12 protein-coding genes are annotated in these 20675 nt (G+C 72.9%); 5 read left to right on the top strand and 7 right to left on the bottom strand.

Going from position 1 to position 20675, the window contains the following annotated elements; translation table 11 throughout:
* Nucleotides 1–163 precede the first annotated feature (163 nt).
* The 4 genes from K7C98_RS36200 (at nt 164) to K7C98_RS36185 (ending at nt 6023) form a co-directional block, all read left to right on the top strand.
* Nucleotides 164–1390, top strand: a complete 1227-nt coding sequence (locus K7C98_RS36200; RefSeq protein WP_224196442.1) for an efflux RND transporter periplasmic adaptor subunit — start codon at nt 164–166, stop codon at nt 1388–1390.
* A complete protein-coding gene (locus tag K7C98_RS36195) occupies nt 1387–4470 on the top strand; it encodes an efflux RND transporter permease subunit (protein ID WP_224196441.1) in 3084 nt (1027 codons plus the stop codon). The genes K7C98_RS36200 and K7C98_RS36195 overlap by 4 nt, the downstream gene beginning before the upstream one ends.
* Entirely contained in the window at nt 4471–5232 is a 762-nt protein-coding gene (locus tag K7C98_RS36190) for an NRDE family protein (RefSeq protein WP_224196440.1), read from the top strand.
* Nucleotides 5233–5357: 125 nt separating this feature from the next.
* The gene (locus K7C98_RS36185; protein WP_224196439.1) at nt 5358–6023 is read left to right on the top strand and encodes a hypothetical protein; all 666 of its coding nucleotides are present in this window, start codon (nt 5358–5360) and stop codon (nt 6021–6023) included.
* Between the two features lie 4 nt (nt 6024–6027).
* Here the strand turns inward: K7C98_RS36185 and K7C98_RS36180 are convergent, their stop codons facing one another.
* From K7C98_RS36180 to K7C98_RS36155, 6 genes are all read right to left on the bottom strand, one after another.
* Nucleotides 6028–8724, bottom strand: coding sequence for a DNA methyltransferase (locus tag K7C98_RS36180; protein ID WP_224196438.1), 2697 nt, complete (start codon nt 8722–8724; stop codon nt 6028–6030).
* A gap of 63 nt (nt 8725–8787) precedes the next feature.
* Entirely contained in the window at nt 8788–9183 is a 396-nt protein-coding gene (locus K7C98_RS36175; RefSeq protein WP_346660328.1) for a nucleotidyltransferase domain-containing protein, read from the bottom strand.
* A 239-nt stretch (nt 9184–9422) separates the two neighbouring features.
* Nucleotides 9423–10619 (bottom strand): hypothetical protein, encoded by a 1197-nt coding sequence (locus K7C98_RS36170; RefSeq protein WP_224196436.1) that lies wholly within the window; start codon nt 10617–10619, stop codon nt 9423–9425.
* A 98-nt stretch (nt 10620–10717) separates the two neighbouring features.
* Entirely contained in the window at nt 10718–12139 is a 1422-nt protein-coding gene (locus K7C98_RS36165) for a sensor histidine kinase (protein ID WP_224196435.1), read from the bottom strand.
* A gap of 136 nt (nt 12140–12275) precedes the next feature.
* Complete coding sequence (locus tag K7C98_RS36160) at nt 12276–17543, bottom strand: protein kinase domain-containing protein (RefSeq protein WP_224196434.1); 5268 nt, start codon at nt 17541–17543, stop codon at nt 12276–12278.
* An 83-nt stretch (nt 17544–17626) separates the two neighbouring features.
* Nucleotides 17627–19042, bottom strand: coding sequence for a DsbA family protein (locus K7C98_RS36155; RefSeq protein WP_224196433.1), 1416 nt, complete (start codon nt 19040–19042; stop codon nt 17627–17629).
* 109 nt (nt 19043–19151) lie between these two features.
* Here K7C98_RS36155 and K7C98_RS36150 point away from each other — a divergent pair, with 109 nt between their 5' ends.
* Nucleotides 19152–20132: an ABC transporter ATP-binding protein gene (locus K7C98_RS36150; protein WP_224196432.1), complete on the top strand. Its 981-nt coding sequence runs from the start codon at nt 19152–19154 to the stop codon at nt 20130–20132.
* A 60-nt stretch (nt 20133–20192) separates the two neighbouring features.
* On the opposite strand, the gene K7C98_RS36145 is transcribed toward K7C98_RS36150, so the two are convergent.
* On the bottom strand, nt 20193–20633 hold the full coding sequence (locus K7C98_RS36145; protein ID WP_224196431.1) for a YqaA family protein: 441 nt from the start codon (nt 20631–20633) through the stop codon (nt 20193–20195).
* Between the last annotated feature and the right edge of the window lie 42 nt (nt 20634–20675).

The following is a 20675-nucleotide window of genomic DNA, read 5'->3' as shown; positions in this document are numbered from 1 at the left end:
TCCCGCGCCGCGCTCCTGACCGGGGGTGTCAGGATCCACGCGGAAGCAGCGAGCGGTGTCGGTGGCGCAGGCGGCGAGCCCGTGAAGGGCGATTCATCGGCGCGGGCGCGGTCGGGCCGGTCCCGGCTTGACCGCGGCGGCGCCGCGGGACAGTGTGTCGGCCGTGCCGCTCGCACCCGCGCGCGTCGTCCTGTTCGCAGCCCTGCTGGGGGCGGCGTGCACGAGCGCGCCGGTCGACGCCGGCAAGGCGGCTGCCGGGCCGCAGCCGCGGGCGGTCGAGGTGGCGGAGGCTCGAGCGGCGCCCCACCCGCGGATCTTGACGCTCTCGAGCACGCTGGCGGCGCTCGAGAAGGTGCAGGTGGCGGCGCGGGTCGAGGGGCCGATCACGGAGGTGAAGGTCGACCTCGGCGACCGGGTGGTGCGCGAGCAGGAGCTGGCGGCGATCCGTCCGATCGACTACCGCGCGCGGGTGTCGGAGCTCGACGCCTCGCTGGCGCAGGCGGAGAGCGACGTGAAGCGGCTCGAGAGCCTCGGCGGGGTGGCGACGCAGGAGGAGCTCGAGCGGGCGCGGACGCGGCTGACGGGGGCGAAGGCGCAGCGCTCGCAGGCGTCGCGGCAGCTCGGCGACACGACCGTGCGCGCGCCGTTCGCGGGGGCGATCGCGGCCCGCTACGTGGCCCCGGGGACCTACGTGAAGCCGGGCACGCCGCTGTTCGACCTGGTCGCCGACGACCGCCTGCGCCTCACCGTCGAGGTGCCCGAGCGCTACGCGGCGCTGGTCCAGGTCGGCACGCCGGCGACGATCACCCTCAAGGACTCGCTGGTCGGCGAGCCCGGCGAGGCGGGGGCGAAGATCGCCGAGGGCGCCGGCGCGGCCCAGGCGGCGATCACCCGCGTGTCGCCGGTGGTGTCGCCGACCACGCGCACGTTCACGGTCGAGGCGGTGTTCTCGCCGGCCGGCAGCGTGCTGCGCCCGGGCATGTTCACGGTCGCCTCGCTGTCGCTCGGGCAGGAGGCCGGCAGCGTCCGCGTGCCGCGCCCCGCCGTGTTCCACGTGCTCGGCCGCGACCGGGTGATGCGGGTCGAGGACGGCGTGGCGGTCACCCACGACGTCGAGCTCATCGCCGAGGAGAACGGCGACGCGATCGTCCTCGGGCTCGAGTCGGGCTCGCAGGTGATCGTCCGCGGGGCGGCGCTGATCGCCCCCGGGACGCCGGTGGCGCCGACTGTCGCCAAGGACATGCCCGTCGAGACAGGTGCTGATAGACAGGTCGCGAAGGACATGTCCGAAGGGGCAGGCGAGAAGGACGCGGCCGCAGCCGCGCCGGCGGGGCCTGCCGTCAAAGGCATGTCCGAGAAGCCAGGGAAGAGCGAGGGGAAGACGCCGTGACGCTGTCGGAGATCTGCGTCCGCCGGCCGGTCTTCACCCTGATGTTGATCTTCGCCTGCATGACCTTCGGCGTGCTGTCGTTCCGCACGCTCGGGGTCGACCAGTTCCCGGACGTCGAGATCCCGGTGGTCACGGTGACGACCACGCTGCGCGGGGCGAGCCCGGAGGAGATCGAGACCCAGGTCACCAAGTTCGTCGAGGACGCGGTCAGCACCGCCGAGGGCATCGACGAGCTGCGCTCGACGTCGCTCGAGGGCGTGTCGGTGGTCACGATCAACTTCCTGCTCGACCGCGACCGCGACCAGGCGACCCAGGACGTGCGCGACAAGGTCGCGGCGACGCTCAAGAACCTGCCCGAAGGGACAGACCCTCCGGTGGTCACGCGGTTCGACACGACGGCGGTGCCGGTGATCACGCTGGTGGTCTCGTCGGACCGCCGCGACCTGCGCGAGGTCACCGAACTGGCGCGCAAGCAGGTGCTGGAGCCGCTGCAGGGGGTCGCCGGGGTCGGGCAGATCCAGCTGACCGGCGGGCAGAAGCGGGCCTTCAACGTGCTGCTCGACGCCGACGCGCTGGCGGCCCAGGGGCTGTCGATCCAGCAGGTCCGGCAGGCGATCGAGCAGCAGAACCTCGAGCTGCCGGGCGGGCGGCTCGAGAGCTCGGGGCGCGAGGAGGTGCTGCGGACGATGGCGCGCGTGCAGGACGCGCGCGAGCTGCGGCGGCTGGTGGTCGCCGAGCGCCAGGGCGCGCCGGTGCTGCTCGGGCAGATCGCCGAGGTCGAGGACGGCACCGAGGACCCGCGCTCGCTGTCGCGGCTCGACGGCGAGAACGCGGTCGCGCTGGTGGTGCAGAAGCAGGCCGGCACCAACACGGTCGAGGTCGTCGACACCATCCTGAAGCGCATCGCCACGCTGCAGCGCAGCCTGCCCGCCGACATCGAGGTCACGCCGATCCGCGACGCCTCGCGCTTCATCCGCCGCTCGATCCACGAGGTCGAGCTGCACCTGGTCCTCGGCGCCCTGCTCGCCAGCGTCTCGGTGCTGCTGTTCATGGGCTCGCTGCGCTCGACGCTGATCGCGGCGCTGGCGATCCCTTGCTCGATCGTCACCACCTTCGCGGTCCTCAACGCGCTCGACTACACGCTCAACAACTTCACCCTGCTGGCGCTGACGCTGGCGGTCGGCATCGTCATCGACGACGCGATCGTGGTGCTCGAGAACGTGTTCCGCCGGGTCGAGCACGGCGAGCCGCCGATGCAGGCCGCGATCGAGGGCACGCGCGAGATCACCCTGGCGGTGTTCGCCACCACGCTGTCGCTGATCGTCATCTTCCTGCCGACGGCGTTCATGGAGGGCCGGATCGGCCGGTTCTGGCGCTCGTTCGGCATCACGACGGCGTTCTCGATCGGGGTGTCGCTGTTCGTGTCGCTGACGCTGACGCCGATGCTGTGCTCGCGCCTGCTGAAGCCGCCGAAGCCCAGGGACCACGCGAGGCCGGGCGTGGTCGAGCGCCTCAACGCGCTGCTCGACGACGGCTACGCCTGGCTGGTCCGCTGGTCGCTCCGCTGGCGCTGGCTGGTGGTGGCGCTGTCGGTGGCGACGGTGGCGATGGTGGTGCCGCTCGGCCAGCGGATCGGCAAGGACTTCATCCCCAAGGACGACACCAGCGAGTTCATGGTGGTGCTCACCATGCCCGAGGGGTCGAGCCTCGAGGCGAGCTCGGCGATGGCGGCGCGCATCGAGGGCCACCTCCGCGAGCTCCGCGGGGTCGAGCGGCTGTTCACCAGCATCGGCGCGGCCCGCGGCGGCGACGACGTCACCGAGGTCCAGATCTACGTGCAGGTGGCCGACATCGAGCAGCGCGACTACCCGCTCGAGGCGGTGCAGAAGCAGGCCCGCGAGGCGCTGCGCCCGTACCCGGACCTGCGCCCGAGCGTGCAGGACCTCGGCGGCATGGGCGGCGGCGGGCGCCGGACCCAGCTCGCGTTCTCGCTGCGCGGGCCCGACCTCGAGCAGCTCGGCGAGTACACCGCGACCCTGATGGCGAGGATGGCCGAGAGCCCCGGGTTCGTCGACATCGACTCGTCGGCGGCGGTGCGCAAGCCCGAGGTGCGGGTCAAGATCGACCGCGACCGCGCCGCCGACCTCGGCGTGCGCGCCGGCGAGATCGCGGCGGCGCTGCGCACGATGGTCGGCGGCGAGCCGATCTCGAAGATCCGCGAGGGCGCCGAGCAGTACGACCTGTGGCTGCGCCTGCGCCCGGAGGACCGGCGCGACGTCGACTCGCTGCGCGGGCTGCCGATCCAGGCGCGCACGGGGCTCATCCGCCTCGAGGCGCTGGCGGACTTCGAGCGCGAGCGCGGGCCGGCGCAGATCGATCGGCTGGGACGGATCCGCCAGGTCGAGGTCGGCGCCAACCTCGACGGCCTGCCGCTCGGCGACGCGGTCGCGCGCGTGCAGGCGATGATCGCCGAGCTGAAGCTGCCGCCGGAGTACGAGGTGGTCTTCACCGGGCGGGCCAAGACCATGAGCGAGACGATCACGAACTTCCTGAGCGCGCTCGGGCTGTCGTTCTTGTTCATGTACATGGTCCTCGCGGCCCAGTTCGAGAGCCTGCTGCACCCGGTGACGATCATGCTGTCGCTGCCGCTGTCGCTGCCGTTCGCGCTGCTGTCGCTGATGCTGCTCGGCGACACGCTGAACATCTACTCGACGTTCGGCGTGTTCATGCTGTTCGGGATCATCAAGAAGAACGGGATCTTGCAGGTCGACTACACCAACACGCTGCGGGACCGCGGCGAGGCCCGCGACGTCGCGATCGTCGAGGCCAACAAGACGCGCCTGCGGCCGATCTTGATGACGACGATCACGCTGATCGCCGGCATGATCCCGATCGCGCTCGGCAAGGGCCCCGGCGCGGCCTCGCGGGCGTCGATGGCGAAGGTGATCATCGGCGGGCAGGCGCTGTCGCTGCTGATCACGCTGCTGATCGTGCCGGTGGCGTACTCGCTGTTCGACGACGCCGGCAAGGCGCTGACGCGGATCGGCCGGCGGCTGCGCGGGCAGAAGGACGAGGGCTGAGTGTGTACGCTGCTGTTCGCCGTTGGGGTCCACCCGCGCTACTCGCTGGTGCTGGCGGCCAACCGCGACGAGTTCTACGCCCGCGCGACCGCGCCGGCCGGCTGGTGGCCCGACGCGCCGGGGCTGTTCGCCGGGCGCGACCTGCAGGCCGGCGGCACGTGGTTCGGCGTGACCCGCCGCGGCCGCTGGGCGGCGCTGACGAACGTGCGCGACCCGGCCGACATCCGCCTCGACGCCCGCTCGCGCGGGGCGCTGGTGGCCGATTTCCTGCGCGGGACGGCGGCGCCCGGCGACTACCTGGCGGCGATCGCGGGCGAGCGCTACGCCGGCTTCAACCTGGTGGTCGGCGACCCGGATGGCGTCTGGTACATGAATAATAAGACAGGTGAACGGCGTCGCCTGGCGCCGGGCCTGTACGGGATCAGCAACGCCGAGCTCGACACGCCGTGGCCGAAGGTGGTGCGCGGCAAGGCGGGGCTCGGGCGGCTGATCGCGGGCGAGGCGGTCGACGTCGGCGCGGTGATGGCGATGCTGGCGGACGCGACGCCGGCGGACGACGCGGCGCTGCCCGACACGGGCGTGGGGATCGAGCTCGAGCGGGCCCTGTCGCCGCTGTGCATCGCGATGCCGGGCTACGGAACGCGGGTGTCGACGGTGATGCTGGTGGGCGAGGGCGGCTGGACGCTGTGTCGCGAGCAGGCGACGGTGCCGGGCCCACACCCTGCGGTCGCCGAGGTCAAGTTCCGGCGCGAGGTGGTCTAAAACGCGAGCCGCCGCGCCTGCGCGAGGCCGTGGGGGCTCGTTTTTTGCCCGGCTTCGCGGTACATGAAGGGTCCTCGCCCGGAGCCCGCATGCCGCGACCGTCGACCCTCTTCGCTCTGGCCCCCTTGACCCTCGTGTTGCTCGCGCCGTCGCTCGCCCGCGCCGACGAGCCCGCCGGCGAGGAGCCGGCCGCGGAGGCTGCCCCGGCAGAGAGCGAGGCCAAGCCGAAGCCGCCGTGGCGCAAGGAGCTGCACATGATCGAGGTCGGCTGGCTGATGGGCGCGCTGTTCCCGGCCAAGGACCACGGCCTCTACGGGGTCGAGCCGCCCAACCCGACCCGCGCGTTCAAGACCGGCTTCGACATCGGCCTGCGCCTCGCCTACCTGCCGGTCCGCTTCGTCGGCGTCGAGGTCGAGGGCAACGTGTCGCCGACCAAGGTCGACGTCGAGGAGGGCAAGCGCTCGGTGCTGTTCGGCCTGCGCGCCCACGTCATCCTGCAGCTGCCGACCCGCATCACGCCGTTCATCGTCGCCGGCGGCGGCATGTTCGGCGGCTCGTCGAAGGACGAGCTGATCGGCAAGAAGGTCGACGGCGCGCTCCACGTCGGCGGCGGCTTGAAGATCTACGTCAGCAAGTGGGTCGCCCTGCGCTTCGACGGGCGCGACATCGTCACGCCGTCGTACGCGAAGGCCGCAGGCCGCGAGCCGAGCTTCGCCCACCACGGCGAATTCACGATCGGCGTGTCGTTCGTGTGGGGCCGCAAGGGCACCAAGATGTGGCCGAAGAGCTGACGGCTCAGGCCGGCTCGATGCAGTCGCGCGAGCGACAGGCGGCGCGCAGCCGGGCGCCCGGCGCCAGCGCGGCGAGGCCGGGGCCGACGATGGCCGCGCCGGCGGCTTCGCGGGCCGCGAGCTCGTGATTGAGGTCGAGGAGGAAGCGCAGCGGAGCGGCGCCGCCCGGCATGCCGTAGGCGGCCCGAACGGCCCGGTCGAGCGCGTCGTGGGCGCGACGCAGCGGGCCGCCGCGAGGCGTGTCGAGGTCGCGGTAGAGCTGGCGGCGCGAGCAGCCGAGCTGCTGCAGGGCCCGCGTGCGGACCGTCCGCAGGTGTCGCGCGGCGCGAGCGACCTGCACGACCTGGGCGGCGCTCGGGCGCTGCGGCCAGGGGAACGCGTCGAACACGGTGCTCGAGGTGTAGCGATGGTCGCGCTTGAGGGTGGAGCAGCGCGCGGTGAACCACTGCCAGTGGACGGAGGATTGCAAGAGGCCGAACGAGTAGTCGTCGTCGAAGGCGAACACCACGAGCGCGTCGCTCGGGCGGATCTGCGGGCTGACGAACTCGAAGATCGGGCGCTTGGTGACGCGCACACAGGCGGCGAAGCGCGACAGCGGGGCGATGGCCGCCAGCATCTCGCCGCGCCGCCAGGACAGGCGCCACCACTGCTCGCGGAAATTGGCGTGATGGCGGTTCACGCGGGCGCGGGCGTCGGCGCGCAGGAGGTCGGCGTTGCGCCGCAGCTCCTCGGCGGCGGCGGCCTCGCGGTCGGGCAGGACGTGAGCCCTGATGCGGGCGAACGGCGCGGTGAACTCGCGGGCCTCGTGGAGGTCGCGGTCGCCGAAGTCGATGACCCAGCGACTGGGCGAGCCGTCGGCGCGGCCGAGGAGGTCGTCGCCGATGAGGAACGGGAGGATGACGGCCGCGTTGCCGCGGGCCCGGCGGAGCATGGCGCGGGCGCTGGCGGGTGGCAGGAGAAAGGCCTCGTGGCCGACGGTCTGGCCCTGATAGCAGCGGCCGGCGCCGGCGTTGGCGCGCAGCACCCTGGCGGCGCTGACGTCGGTGTGCGGGCTGAGCGAGGGGCCGATCCGCTCGACCTCGACGGTCTGCCACGGGCTGTGCGCGGCATCGCCGGTCTGCCACGAGAGGGACTTCTTGCCGGGCGCACAGGGGTGCCTGGTCCAATTGACGATCGAGACGTGGACGGCGGCGTCGCCGGACCACACCTCGGAGGCGACGGCGTCGGTGATGGTGCCCGAGGCGACGATGTGGCCGAGGCCGCTGTCGCGCGAGCTGTTCTGACGGATCGTGTTGGTGCCGACGAGGCCGGCGCGGCCTCCGATCGGGAGATGATCGTGGGCCTTGCGGAACCAGTAGACGCAGTAGTCCGCGAGGCCGGACACCTCCGGAAAGGCGCGGCGGAGCCGGCGGACGTAGTCGGGGCCGAGCTCGCGCTGGATCTTGTTCTTCGACTGAAACGGCGGGTTGCCGAGGATCACGTCGACGGCCGGCCAGTCGGTGAACAGCGCGTCGGCGTGGCGGAGGTTGTCGTGTAGCTCGCTGAGCGGCTCGGGCTCGACGGGGAACGCCGGCCGGAGCTCGCGGAGCGCGAACCTCGTGGCGAGCTGCAGGGTGACGCGGGCGAGCTCGACGGCGAAGGGGTCGGTGTCGAGGCCGAAGAAGTTGCGGATCGAGACGCGCGGCGAGAACACGGAGGAGGGCGCGGACTCGGGGCGCAGGCGCGCGACGAGCTCGAGCTCGAGGCGGAGGAGCTCGCGGTAGGCGACGTAGAGGAAGTTGCCGCTGCCGCACGCGGGGTCGAGGACGCGCAGGCGCGCGAGGTCGTGGTGCACGGCGAGCAATCGTTCGGAAGTCGCAGCGGCGGCGATCTGCTGGCGCCACGGGCGGACGAGGGTCGGGAGGACGATCCGCTGGATGTCGGCCTCGCTGGTGAAGTGGGCGCCCTGGGCGTGCCTCCGCTCGCGGTCCATGCTGCGCTGAAACAGGGCGCCGAAGACGGGCAGTTCGACGCGCGACCAATCGCGGGCGGCGGCGGCGTCGAGGTGGCTCTGCTCGTCGACGGTCAGCGCGAACGACTCGAGATCGGGGAACAATGGCGACCGGCGCGGCGCGGGGTCGACGGCGGCGGCGAACAGGTCGAAGGCGCGACGCAGGAGGAAGCGCCGGGCGAGCTCGCGCGGGGCGCCGCGCTGCACGAGGCGGTGGAAGACGGCGGCGAGGCGATCGACGGCGTCGCGGGTGACGGCCACGCGATCGTTGCGGAACACCGGGGGACGGGGGTCGGGGAGGAGGAAGCCGAGGGCCGGGTGCTCGCGCGGCAGCGAGGCGAGGGGGAGGTGATCGAGGGGCTCCCAGATCTGCCGATTGAAGTCGTGGATGACGAGGTCGCTGTAATTGCACAGGACGACGTATCGCGGGTGGGCGGTGCGATCGTGCCAGTGCTCGAAGGCTCGCTGACGGTGCTCGGCGAGGTCGGTGCCGCGGGGCTTCAGCGCCAGCCAGAGGGTCGAGGACACGATGAGGTCGAATTCTCCGTGGGTCGTGCTCGCGGCGAACACGGCGCCGGCGTGGCGCAGGCTCCGCCAGCCGAAGGCGCGGAGCAGGCGCTCGCAGAAGGCCCGCGCGTCGGCCTCACCGGCGCCGGAGAGCGCCGCGGCGTGGGCCGCGAACCCGGCGAGCCTGTGCGCGAGCCCGGGCATGCTCGCGCATGGGAGCACGAGCCGCGCGCGGGTGTAAAGCGGCGCGGCAGCGGAGGGCTCGCGTCAGCGGATGGGGCCGGGCCGGCGTGCGGGGGCGTCGGGGTGGTCGAGGTCGACGCCGAAGCGCGCGGCGACCTCGGTCAAGGCGACGGCGACCTTGTCGATGGCGTCTTGGAGGCGATGCTCTCGTCGAGCCGCGGCTGCGAGACCGTGGAGCCTCTCGGAAGTGAGTACAGCTTTGATGATCTTCTCGGCGGCCTGCTCGCAGAGATAGATCGCGTTTCTGTTGTTCGCAGCTGCCAGGAGCCGGGCTCCTGCGAGGTCCTCGGCCGATTCCTTGCGCAACTGCCACGCGACCAGGGGATCGAGCTCGTCGTCGGGCGTGTCGTCGGGGACGACGACCAAGAGGTCCCAATCGCTGTCTTCCGTCGCTTCGCCGCGCGCACGACTGCCGAACAACCAAACTTGACTTGTAGCGGGCACCAGCGAGTGATCAGCTGTTCGAGCACCGGGGCGACGCCGGTGAGGTCGATCTCGGCGCCACGCAGATCGACGACCGACCCGTGAGAGGGCTGGTGCTCGAGGTGTGAGGCGTCGATCCGCACGCATCTATCCGAACACGCGTTGACTCGGGCGCCTGGAGCGCGTGCCAGGAAGATGGGTGAGGCGGGCCTGTGCGGCCCGCTCGGGGGCTGGGCTCAGCGGTTGCGCGCCGGGCGTTGCCAGTCGTGGTCGAGCATCGTCACGCCGCCGCGGGCGGTGACCCACTGGTCGGTGACGATGTAGTACGAGCGGAACAGCCACGGGCGCACGGCGAACACGAAGTTGTGCTCGTGGGTGACGCAGATCGGCTTGCTCGGGTGGCGCGGGAATTTCCACTGCTTGACGGTGTCGACCATGATCTGGTCGACGGCCGGGTCGCCGACGGAGTCGAGGGTGGTGACCTTGTCGACGGCGCCGCTGGGCTCGACGCAGAAGCCGGTGCGGCCGATGCCCCGCGACCAGGCGACCTGCAGGTCGAGGGCGGCGAGGCGCTTGGCGTCGGGCGGGGCCCAGGTCTTCTTGCCGGCGTCGTCGGTGAGCAGGGCCCACAGGGCGGTGTAGTGGCCGGTCTCGGCCTGGCAGGCGGCGACCGAGCCGCGGGCGCACCACTCGCTGGTGAGGGTACGGGCGCGCTCGGGGTCGGCGTCGGTGCCGATGCCGTGCTGGAGATAGGCGGCGACGGCGACGCAGCCCTCGGAGAGCTCGCGGTCGCAGGCCTTCTGGTAGGCGGCGAAGGCGTCGGTGAGCGAGGCCTCGTCCTTGCTGTCGGCGGCGCGCACCCAGCCGAGGCGGGCGCAGCCGATCGCGTCGCCGAGCTCGCAGGCGGAGTTCAGGGCCTGGATGGCCTTCGGGACATCCACGGGGGTCTTGCGGGCGAACCACTCGTCGGACAGGCACATGCCCTCGATCCGGCAGGCGAGCGCGTCCTTGTTGTTGTCGCAGGCGGCGGCTGCCTCGACGCAGGAGGCGTCGCGGATCTTGACCGCGTCCTGGCGCGCGGGCGGCTCGGGGCGGACGATCGAGTAGTGATCGCCGAGCAGCACGCAGGCCGGGATGTAGTTGAGCTCGCAGGCGCGGCCGAAGAAGTTGCTCGCGAGGTGGAGGTCGCGGCTGCTGCGGCTGAGGTCGTGCTGGCGCTCGTACTCGTGGGCGAGGCTGAGACAGGCCTTCACGTCGCCGCCGTTGCACTGGTTGCAGGTGCGGGCGAGCGGGCCGTGCTGGTCGCAGTTGGCCATCGCGGTGGCGTCCCAGGGGGACAGCGCGTAGCCGACGTTGGGACGCTTGCAGGCCGCGGCTCCGGCACCGGCGGCGAAGCACGCGAGGAGGAGCATCGAGGTGGTGCTCTTCGACATGGCGCGCGGAATCTACCAGGGGGGCCGGGTGGGGTCACGCGCCGACTCGTGCCCCAGCACACAGCGCGAGCCCGGCGCCCGGGCGGACCCCGGGGGCCTCAGAAGGCGCTGGTGGTGACCGAGACGGGGCGTTCGGGGATGGTGTAACGCCGTGGCAACCGGACCGTGAAGGAGCTGCCGCGGCCGACCGAGGAGCGCACCTCGATGGCCCCGCCCATCAGCGAGACCAGGCGGCGGCACACGGCCAGGCCGAGGCCGGTGCCCTCGTAGCGGCGCGTCGACGACGCATCGACCTGGGTGAAGGGCTCGAAGATCCGCTCGATCTTGTCGATCGGGATGCCGATGCCGGTGTCCTCGACGAAGATCTCGAAGAGGTCGGGGTCGCCGCGCAGGCGCACGGTCACGGTGCCGTCGCGGGTGAACTTGATGGCGTTGCCGACCAGGTTGATGACGACCTGGCGCACGCGCGTGGCGTCGTGGTGCACCTCGCCGATGTCGTCGGCGAGGTCGAGGGTCAGGACGTCGTTGTTGCGCAGGGCCAGGGGGATGAAGATCTCCGCGACCTCGCGCAGCAGCTTGGCCGGCTCGAATTCGGTGGGGCTGAGCTCGAGCCGCGAGGCCTCGATGCGCGTGAGGTCGAGGACGTCGGTGATGAGCCCGAGCAAGTGCCGGCCGGAGGCGTGGACCTTGCGGATGTCGTCGATCAGGTCGTCGTGCCCGCCGCGGTCGCGCAGCTCGTCGACGACGAGCTCGCTGTAGCCGAGGATCGCGTTGAGCGGGGTCCGCAGCTCGTGGCTCATGGTCGCCAGGAACGCCGACTTGGCGGCGTTGGCGGCGATCGCCTGATCGGCGGCGTGACGCGCCTTCTCCTCCTCCTGGATCGCCGAGGCCAGCTGCGCCGAGGCCTGCTCGATCTGCACGATCGCGGCCTCCTTCGTCGCCTCGGAGAAGGAGGTCATCCACGTCACGAGGATCGAGGTCCCGGCCAGCGCGCCGAACGCCAGCATGACGGTGGTGTCGGGGTCGTTGAGGTCGGGCAGCTCGACGCCGCCGGCCTGCGCGACGTAACAGCCGGTGATCGTGGCGACGGAGATGAAGCCCCAGGCGAGGCCGCTGCGCCGGCCGGAGATGATGCCGGCGAGGATCGGCAGGAGGGCGAGGCAGATGGCGAACGGGGCCCGCACGCCGCCGCCGCGGAGGATGGCGTAGACGAAGCCGGCGTAGAGGATCCCGCAGATCCAGTTGCCGGCCAGCCACAGCGAGCCGCGGCGCAGGAACAGCACGCCCAGCAGCATGAGCAGCAGGCAGCCGCCGGTGTTGGTGAGGGCGATCGCGCGGAGGTCGGGCTGGCGGATCAGCGACAGCGGGACGAGCAGCGCGGTGCCGACGAGGGTGTTGGCGCCGAGGATGCCGAGAGCGAGGAGCGAACGGCGGCGCGTGACAGGGTCGCGGCGAAGCTTCGCCGGGATGAGCCCCTCGATCCACGAGAGCCATCGCCGCAGAGTGGGCCGGTCCGTCATTCCGGGCCCTCATTGTCGCCCGAGGCCCCCCACGAGGGCCAGCGTCCGCCCGTGAGGCCGCAGCGGTCCGCGCTTGCTCTCTCCAGCTTCGGGGCCTCCTGGCGCCAGGGGCGCGCGGGCCCGCGCCGAACCAGGTTCACGCGGCGGGCGCCTCGCTCTGCGGTTCGACGACGAGGACGCGGGGCAGGCGGACGCGGAAGGTCGAGCCGATCCCCGGCTCGCTGGTCACGCCGATCTCGCCGCCCATGAGGCGACAGAAACGGTGGACGATGGCCAAACCGAGGCCGGTGCCGCCGTACTTGCGGGTGGTCGACATGTCGGCCTGGTAGAAGTCCTGGAACAGCTTGTCGATCTGGTCCGGGCGGAACCCGATGCCGGTGTCGTTGACGGTGAAGACGATGTCGTCGCGCTCGCCCTCGACGACCCGCTCGACCCCGAGAGTGATCACCCCGTCGGTGGTGAACTTGGCGGCGTTCGACAGCAGGTTGAAGAGGATCTGCTTCACCTTGGTCTCGTCGCCGACCATGGCGCCGACCCCGTGCTCGATCGCCTGCATCAGCATGTTGCGGTTCTTGGCGACCATCGGCGTGAGCATGGCGCTGACGCGGGCGATCAGGGCCGGCAGCGAGAACTCGACGATCTCGAGCTGCATCTTGCCGGTCTCGACCTTGGAGAGGTCGAGGATCGTGCTGATGAGGTCGAGCAGGTGGGCGCCGGACATGCGGATCTTGCCGAGGTCGGTGACCATCTGCCGGCTGCCGAGGTGCTCGGCGTCCTCGACCAACATCTCGCTGAAGCCGATGATGGCGTTGAGCGGGGTCCGCAGCTCGTGGCTCATGTTGGCGAGGAAGGTGCTCTTGGCCCGGCTGGCCGCCAGCGCCTGGTCGCGCGCGAGGGTCAGCTCCTCGTTGAGGCGCAGCAGGTTCTCCTCGGAGATCTTGCGCGAGGTGATGTCGCTGACCAAAAGGACATGTCCCGGCGTCGCCAGGTCGAGCTCGTGGAAGTGGCCGGTGAAGGTGATCTCGAACACCTGGCGCTCGCCGTCCTGGGCGAGGTCGGCGACGCTGCGGCCGAGCGACTGCATCTCGCCGCAGTGCGGGCACGGGCGCGGCTCGGGCAGGAGCAGCTGGCGGGCCGCGCTGGCCCACCAGTCGGCGACGGAGGGCCAGCGGCGGGCCATGTCGGCGAGGATCGGGCTGTGGCGCGCGAGCTCGCCGTCGGGCTGGAGGACGGCGATGCCGATGCCGACGGCGCTGGTGGCGTGCTCGAGCAGGGCCGACTTCTCCTGGGCGGCGGCGACGACCTGGGCCTCGAGCTGGGCGGCGCGGGCGGTCTCGAGGGCGATGGCGATGTGGCCGGCGATGGCGCACAAGATCTCGACGTCGCCGCCGGTGAAGGCGCCGCGGACCAGGCGGTTGTCGAGGTAGACGATGCCGATCATGCGATCCTTGAGGATCATCGGCGCCGCCATGGCGCTGTGACGGCCGCGGCTGCCGCGGTCCTCGCCGGACACGACGATCGGCTCGCGCGTGCGCTGGACCTGCTCGACGACGTCGCGGACGACGCCGAAGTCGGCCGCGAGCTCGCCGCCGCGGGCGTCGCGGCCGACCTTGAACTCGAGCTTGCCGGCCTCGTCGCACAGGAACAGGGCGCAGCGCTCGGCGGCGAGCAGCCGCGCGAGCTCGTCGATGGCGATCCGCGCCTGCTCCTCGAAGGCGCGGGCGGTGGCGGAGGCGAGGCTGAGCTCGAGCAGGGCGTCGAGGTGGCGGCGCAGGCGGGCGGCCTGGACGTCGCCGAGGTGGCCGTCCGGGCGGCCGGGGCGGTCGTCGCCGGACCCGAGGTCGAAGGCGCGGCGGATCGCCTCGGCGCGCGGGCGCCAGCCGAGCTCCTCGGCCAGCGCCGCGGCGGCCCGGGCCTCGCGGCGGCCGGCGTCGAGCCGCCCGGCGCCGCACAGCGCGTGCCCGCGGTGCTGCAGCGCCTCGCAGCGCAGCCAGCGGTTGTCGGTGGCGAAGGCGATCTGCTCCGCTTCGGACAGGTCCGTTAGGGCATGGTCGAAGAAACCTGTCATCCAGGACATGCCCGATCGGCCAAGCAACAAGAAGCCGCGCAGGACCGGGTGCGCGGGCAGGTCGGCGAGGGTGTCGACGGCGGCGCGGAGGCGGACGAGGTGGGGCCCGCGCAGCGGCGGCGGGGCGGCGAGGGCCTGGTGGAGGCGGGCGTAGACGACGAAGGCGTAGGCGAAGCGGACGTGGTAGGGGACCTGGCGCGGGCTCAGGCGGAGGGCGTCGAGGCGGGCGACGACGTCGTCGACCCCGGCGAGCGGCTCGCCGAGCAGGATGAGGGTGACGGCCTCGAGGCCGAGCAGGTTGGCGAGCTGGCCGCGGTCGTCGGGGAAGGCGAGCGCGCCGCGGCGGGCCTGGCCGAGGTGGCGCAGCGCCTCGTCGCGCCGGCCGACGCCGGCGAGCGCGACGGCGTGCAGGCCGTCGGTGAAGACCATGGCCTGGCGGGTGGTGCGGTCGCCCTCGATCTCGAGCTCGGCGGCGAGGCGGCGCAAGATCGCCGTGGCGCGGGCGTCGTGGCCGCGCACCCACAAGTTGAGCGCGAGCAGCTGGTGGGTGAACACGAGGCCCCAGCTCTCGAGCCAGCGGTGGTGGTCGGCCAGCGTGCGCGTGAGCATCTGCTCGGCGGCGATGACGTCGCCGCACGACTCGTGGATCGCGGCGGCGTAGAAGCTGACGCGCGCGAGGGTGCGGCGGTCGCCGACGGCGGTGGCCATGGCGACGGCCTCGGCGGCGCACCGGCGGGCCGCGTGCGAGCGGCCGACGGCGGCGTAGACGATGCCGAGGGCGGTCTTGGCCCGCGCGAGCTCGGACGACGGGCCGATGCGCTCGCTGTAGAAGCGCTGGCGGACGACGGCCTGCAGCAAGGTGGCGGCGCGCAGGTCGAAGTAGGCGACGCGGACGGCGTCGTCGTAGAGCTGGGCGAGCAGCAGGGTGCGGGTGCGCCGGTCGGGCGAGACGCGGCCGACGCCGGTGGCGGAGATCAGCGCGGCGAGCAGCCACATCACGGCGCTGAGCGCCAGGGCCAGCGGGCCGCGGGTCGGCATGGCGGCGCCGACCTCGGCGAAGGCGGCGGCGAGGCTGGCGAGGGCGCGCCGGTGCTCGAGCTGGAACAGCTCGACGCGGGCCCGCCGGCGCAGCAGCTGCGCGCGCCGGATCGGGTCTTTCTCTTGCGACATGGCCCGAGAGACATGGACCTCGGCCTCGTCGTGGCGGCCGGTGCGGCTGCACACCTCGCTGAGGCCCTCGTCGAGGCGGGGGTCGGGCGGCAGGCCGAGGCGGGCGCGCAGCTCCTCGGCGCGGACGAAGTAGCGGTAGGCGTCCTCGTCGGCCGACTCGGCCTGGGCCAGGCGACCGGCGCGGAGGCACACCTCGATCGCGCGGCCGGGCCGCGAGTGGTCGCCGGCGAGGTAGTGGTGGGCGAGGCGGTGCAGGCCGTCGCCGTCGACGTCGACGCCGTCGAGCGCCTCGGCGACGCGCTGGTGGTACGAGGCCAGGCCGGCGGCGTCGAGGCCGGACAGCAGGACCTCGCGCACGCGGTTGTGGACGAAGCTGAAGCCGCCGCCGGCGCGGCGCTCGAGCAGGCGGGCCTCGGCGGCCTCGGCGAGGGCATGGCCGACGCCGACCGGGTCGCGGGCCAGCACGCGCGCGAGCAGGGACGGCTCGACGTCGGGCCCGAGCACCGCGGCGGCGCGCAGGGCGTCGCGGGCGCGCTCGCTCAGGCGGGCGACGCGGTCGAGCAGCAGCTGCTGGACGTCGCCGGGCAGGCGCAGGCTGGCGAGGCCGCCGACCTCGACCTGCCACACGTCCCAGTACGGCCGCAGGACCCCGCCGTCGAGCATCGCCCGCACGTACTCGATGACGCCGAGCGGCAGGCCGCCGCTGCGGGTGGCGACCAGGCGCACGAGGTCGTCGTCGACGCGGCGCTGGCCGAGCTGCGCCGCCATCAGGCCGGCGACGGCCGGCTCGGACAGCGCCTCGAGGGCCAGGAACTCGCAGGCGCCGTCGCGCTCGAGCTCGCCGGCCCAGCGCTCGAACCGGCCGACGGCGACGAGGAGCAGCGGCAGCTCGGCGACGCGGCCGACCAAAAGGCGCAGCGCGCTCAGCGTGGCCTCGTCGATCCGCTCGGCGTCGTCGACCCACAGCAGCGCGCCCGGGTGGGCCTCGGCGATCAGCGCCAGGGCGTCGACGGTGGCCGTCACGAGCTCGCCGCCGTCGCCGCCGGCCAGCCCCGGTCCGTCGGGCCGCAGCCGCCGCAGGTGCGGATCGACGGCCGCGCGCAGGCCGGCCAGCGGCCGCGCCTCGCGCTGGCACCTGACCTCGAGGACAGGCACGCCGGATTCGCCGCGCGCGGCCGCGAACGCGGCGACCAGCCGCGACTTGCCGCTGCCCGCCTCGCCGGTGACGAGCACGCCGCCGCCGAGGCCCTCGCGCGCGCGCGCGTGGGCCTCCTCGAGCCGACGCAGCTCGGGCTCGCGGCCGACCAGCGGGCCGTCGAGTCTGTCTTTGTGGACCTGTCCGAGAGGACCTGCCCCGAGAGACTCGTCGACGGCGAGCAGGGCGGCGGCCGCGTCCTCGCCCGACTGGAAGCGGTCGTCGGGGTCCTTGGCGAGGAGGCGGGCGACCACGGCCGCGAACGCGGGCGAGCAGCGGGGCGCCAGCTCGCGCAGCGGCGGCGGGGCGAGCACGGCGTGCTGGCGCAGCAGCTCGTCGGGCTCGCGGGCGAGGAAGGGCGGGCGGCCGGACACCGCCTCGAACAGCACGGCCCCGAGGGCGTAGAGGTCGGAGCGGGCGTCGACGGTGCGGTCGAACATCCCGGTCTGCTCGGGCGCGCGGTAGGCCGCCGGCGGCGCAGAAGCGGCGGCGGCGTCGAGGCGGAGGTCGAAGTCGACCAGCTTGACCAGGCCGCTCGCGCCCTGCAGCAGGATCACGTTCTGCGGCCGCAGGTCGCGGTGGATCAGGCGCCGGCGGTGGATCTCGCCGAGCGCGCCGGCCAGCTGCACGCCGAGCTGGATCGCCTCGACCTCGGACAGGGGTCCGGCGGCCAGGCGCGCGGCGAGGGTGCGGCCCTCGACGTACTCCATCAGCACGTACGGCAGGCCGCCGGCGTCGCCGATCTCGAACACCTGGACGACGCACGGGTGCGACAGCGTGGCCAGGGTCGCGGCCTCGCGGCGGAAGCTCAGCGCCGCGGCCTCGAGGTCGCCGGCGGCGTCGGTGCGCAGGAGCTTGACGGCCACCACGAAGTCGCCGCGCCGCGCCCGGTAGACGACGCTCCGCGCGCTGCGGCCGACCTCCTCGAGGAGCTGCACGCCCGGGAGCTGCGCAGGCGGAGTGTCCGGCACGGCGGGAGTATCTCCCAATCGGCGGCCCGTTCGTGGCGCAGGCAGCCGGGGCGCCAGCGACCTCAGGTTCGGATCCGCGCGGGTCAGCGCGAGGCGGCGGCCTCGGGCGGCGTGACCAGGCGGTGGTACAGCGCGGCCGGCGGCACGCCCTGGCGCAGCAGCGCCTCCGCGCGCTCGAGCTCCTCCTGGATCACCAGGCGGAACTCGAGCTCGGGCACCGCGCCGTCGACCGCGCGCCCGTTGACGAAGTACGCCGGCGTGCCGCGGACCCCGAGCGTGCTGCCCAGGTCCTGGTCGGTGACGATCCGCGCGTCGGCTTCGGCGCCGTGCAGGCGCTGCTTGAACTTCTTGAGGTCGAGCTTCAGCTCCCTGGCGATCTGCAGCAGCGTGTCCTCGTCGAACTGCGCCTTCTCGGCGTAGAGGCGGTCGTGGAACTCCCAGAACTTGCCCTGGGCCTGGGCCGCCATGGCCCCGCGCGCGGCCAGGAACGCGTGGCTGTGGAACGGCAGCGGGTAGTGCTTGAAGACCACGCGGATCTTGTCGCCGTAGCGGCGGCGCAGCTTCTCGAGCGTGTCGTGGCCGCGGACGCAGAAGCCGCACTCGAAGTCGGCGAACTCGACGATCGTCACGGGGGCGGTCTCCGGGCCGCGCTGCGGCGAGTCGTCGATCGGCACCGGGTAGATGACGTCGGGCTTGAGCCCCGGCCGAGGCTTGCGCACCTGGACCTCGCGGTAGCCGTCGGCGATCGCGTGGGCGTAGATCCGGTCGGGCGCGACGCCCTGCTCGCGCCACTTGGCCGCCAGCTCGAGCTCCTCGCGGACCACGGAGCGCAGCAGCTCGAGCGGCTTGGCGCCGTTGATGTGGCGCCCGTTGATGAAGTACGCCGGGGTGCCGGTGACGCCGAGGCGGCGGCCCTGGCGGAGGTCTTTTTGCACGGCGGTGCCCCAGCGCAGCGCCTCGAGGTCGTCCTGGATCTTCGAGAGGTCGAGCTCGGCCGCGCGCGCGGCCTGCTGCAGGCGCTCGAGGTCGAGCCCCTTCTGCCCGAAGATCCGGTCGTAGAAGCCCCAGAACTTGCCCTGCTCGAGCGCCGAGCGGGCCATCAGCGCGGCGACCAGCGCGTAGCCGTGGAACTCGAGCGGGAACGCCTTGTAGGCGAAGCGCAGCTGGCCGGAGAACTCGCGCTCGAGCGCCAGCATGCTCTGGTGGCCCTTCTCGCAGTACGGGCACTCGAAGTCGGAGAACGCGACGATCGTCACCGGCGCGTCGGCGGGCCCGCGCACCGGCGCGTCGCCGACCTCGACGTAGAACCGCTCGTGCGGCACGTCGCGCGCGGCGCCCCCGGTCTCGAAGCCCGGCAGGCCGGCCGCAGCCTGCGCCAGCGGGCTCTCCCCGGTCGCCTGCGCCTCCGCCGGGGCGGCGGTGCTCGCCTTGTGGCGCGAGCAGGACAGGAGCGCGAGCGAGGCGCCGAGGAGCGCGGTGCGGAGCGAGGGACGCGGCATCGGCCGTCAGTGTACCGCGCAGGCGTCGGCGTTGCCTGGTACGCTCGCGGGAACATCCGCCGGCGCGAGCCGCGTCTTCACCGCGAACCACCACCGGGAGTCCTCGCCCATGCAGCGCGTCGTCTGCGTCGACGTCAATCACTCGTACGACGGGGTCCGCGACGCCGTCCGCGAGCTCCGCCTCGAGATCCGCGCCGGCGAAGTGCTGGCGCTCATCGGCCCCAACGGCGCCGGCAAGAGCACCACCCTGCGGATCCTCGCCACGCTCCAGAAGCCCGACCGCGGCACCGTGCTGTGGGACGGCCGCGACGCCTGGGGCGAACGCTACGCGATCCGCCAGAAGATCGGCTTCCTCGGCGACGGCACCGCGCTCTACCCCGGCATGACCGCCGCCGGCTACCTGACCTTCTTCGCCGAGTGCTACGGCCAGGACGACAAGGCCGCCAGGTCGCGCGTCGAGGAGCTCCTCCAGGTGTTCGACCTCGCCAGCAAGACGCACGCGCGGATCTCCGACATGAGCAAGGGCATGCGCCAGCGCCTGGCGATCGCGCGCACCCTCGTCCACAAGCCCGAGCTCCTCTTGCTCGACGAGCCGGCCGACGGCCTCGACCCGCTCGCGCGCCGCCAGCTGCGCGAGGTCCTGCGCCAGGTCGCCGCCGAGGGCGTCGGCATCGTCATCAGCAGCCACATCCTGCGCGAGCTCGACGGCTTCTGCGACGCGGTCGCCGTCATCCAGCAGGGCAAGCTCGAGGTCCACGGCCCGGTCGACGAGGTGATCAACCGCTACGAGGTCGGCCGCCGCCTGCACGAGGTCCAGGTCACGCGCGGGCTGGCCCGCGCGATCGAGATCCTGCGCAAGCACGAGGGCCTCGTCGAGGCGATCCTGCCGCTGCACAAGGGCGAGCCCCAGCCCGACCCGGAGAAGGACGAGCGCGGCCTGCTGCGCGTGCGCATCCACGGCAGCGAGGAGCGCGCGGCCCACCTGCTCAAGGAGCTCGTGCTCGCCGACGTCGAGGTGATCTCGCTGGCCAAGGTCCGCTCCGACCTCGAGGACGTGTACAGCAGCCTCGGCCGCGACAAGGTCAGCTGACCGCTCGGGCATGTTTTGGAGAGCATGCTCGCCGGGGCATGTTCTTCAGAGCATGTCCCTTCAGACCTGAAAGAACAGCCAGATCAGAGCGGCGTAGCGGGCCAGCTTGCCGAGCGTGAGCCACAGCGCGACCGGCACGACCGGCAGCCGCAACCACCCGGCCAGCAGGCACAGGGCGTCGCCGACGACCGGCAGCCAGGCCAGCAGCAGCGCCGGAGCGCCGCGCCGCCGCAGCCACCCGGCCCGCGGCGAGGCGAGCAGCGCCGGGTCGGCGGCGACCCGCCCGAGCCGCCCGAGCGCGTAGGTCGTGAGGCCGCCCGCGGTGTTGCCGAGCGTGGCCACCAGCAAGGCGAGCTCCCACAGCTCCGGCCGCGCGGCCAGCAACGCCAGCAGCCACACCTCGGAGGCCAGCGGCAACAAGGTCGCCGCCAGGAAGCTGGCGACCAGCAGCGCCAGCAGCGAGGCCTGGTCGGGCGGGAACAGTGCGGCGAGGTCGGGCACGCGAGCGCACGAGCATGCCTCCGCGCGCGCCTCGCGTCACGC

This window comes from Nannocystis pusilla, from assembly GCF_020073745.1.
Classification (GTDB): Bacteria; Myxococcota_A; Polyangia; order Nannocystales; family Nannocystaceae; genus Nannocystis; species Nannocystis radixulma.
The sequence above is the reverse complement of the archived record's forward strand: the minus strand, read 5'-3'. Positions and strand labels throughout refer to the sequence as shown.

Excerpts from the sequence above, each read along its gene's own strand:
- K7C98_RS36180 (WP_224196438.1), bottom strand. The coding sequence starts at position 8,724 with ATGCCCGGGCTCGCGCACAGGCTCGCCGGGTTCGCGGCCCACGCCGCG.
- K7C98_RS36170 (WP_224196436.1), bottom strand. The coding sequence starts at position 10,619 with ATGTCGAAGAGCACCACCTCGATGCTCCTCCTCGCGTGCTTCGCCGCC.
- K7C98_RS36165 (WP_224196435.1), bottom strand. The coding sequence starts at position 12,139 with ATGACGGACCGGCCCACTCTGCGGCGATGGCTCTCGTGGATCGAGGGG.
- K7C98_RS36155 (WP_224196433.1), bottom strand. The coding sequence starts at position 19,042 with ATGCCGCGTCCCTCGCTCCGCACCGCGCTCCTCGGCGCCTCGCTCGCG.
- K7C98_RS36150 (WP_224196432.1), top strand. The coding sequence starts at position 19,152 with ATGCAGCGCGTCGTCTGCGTCGACGTCAATCACTCGTACGACGGGGTC.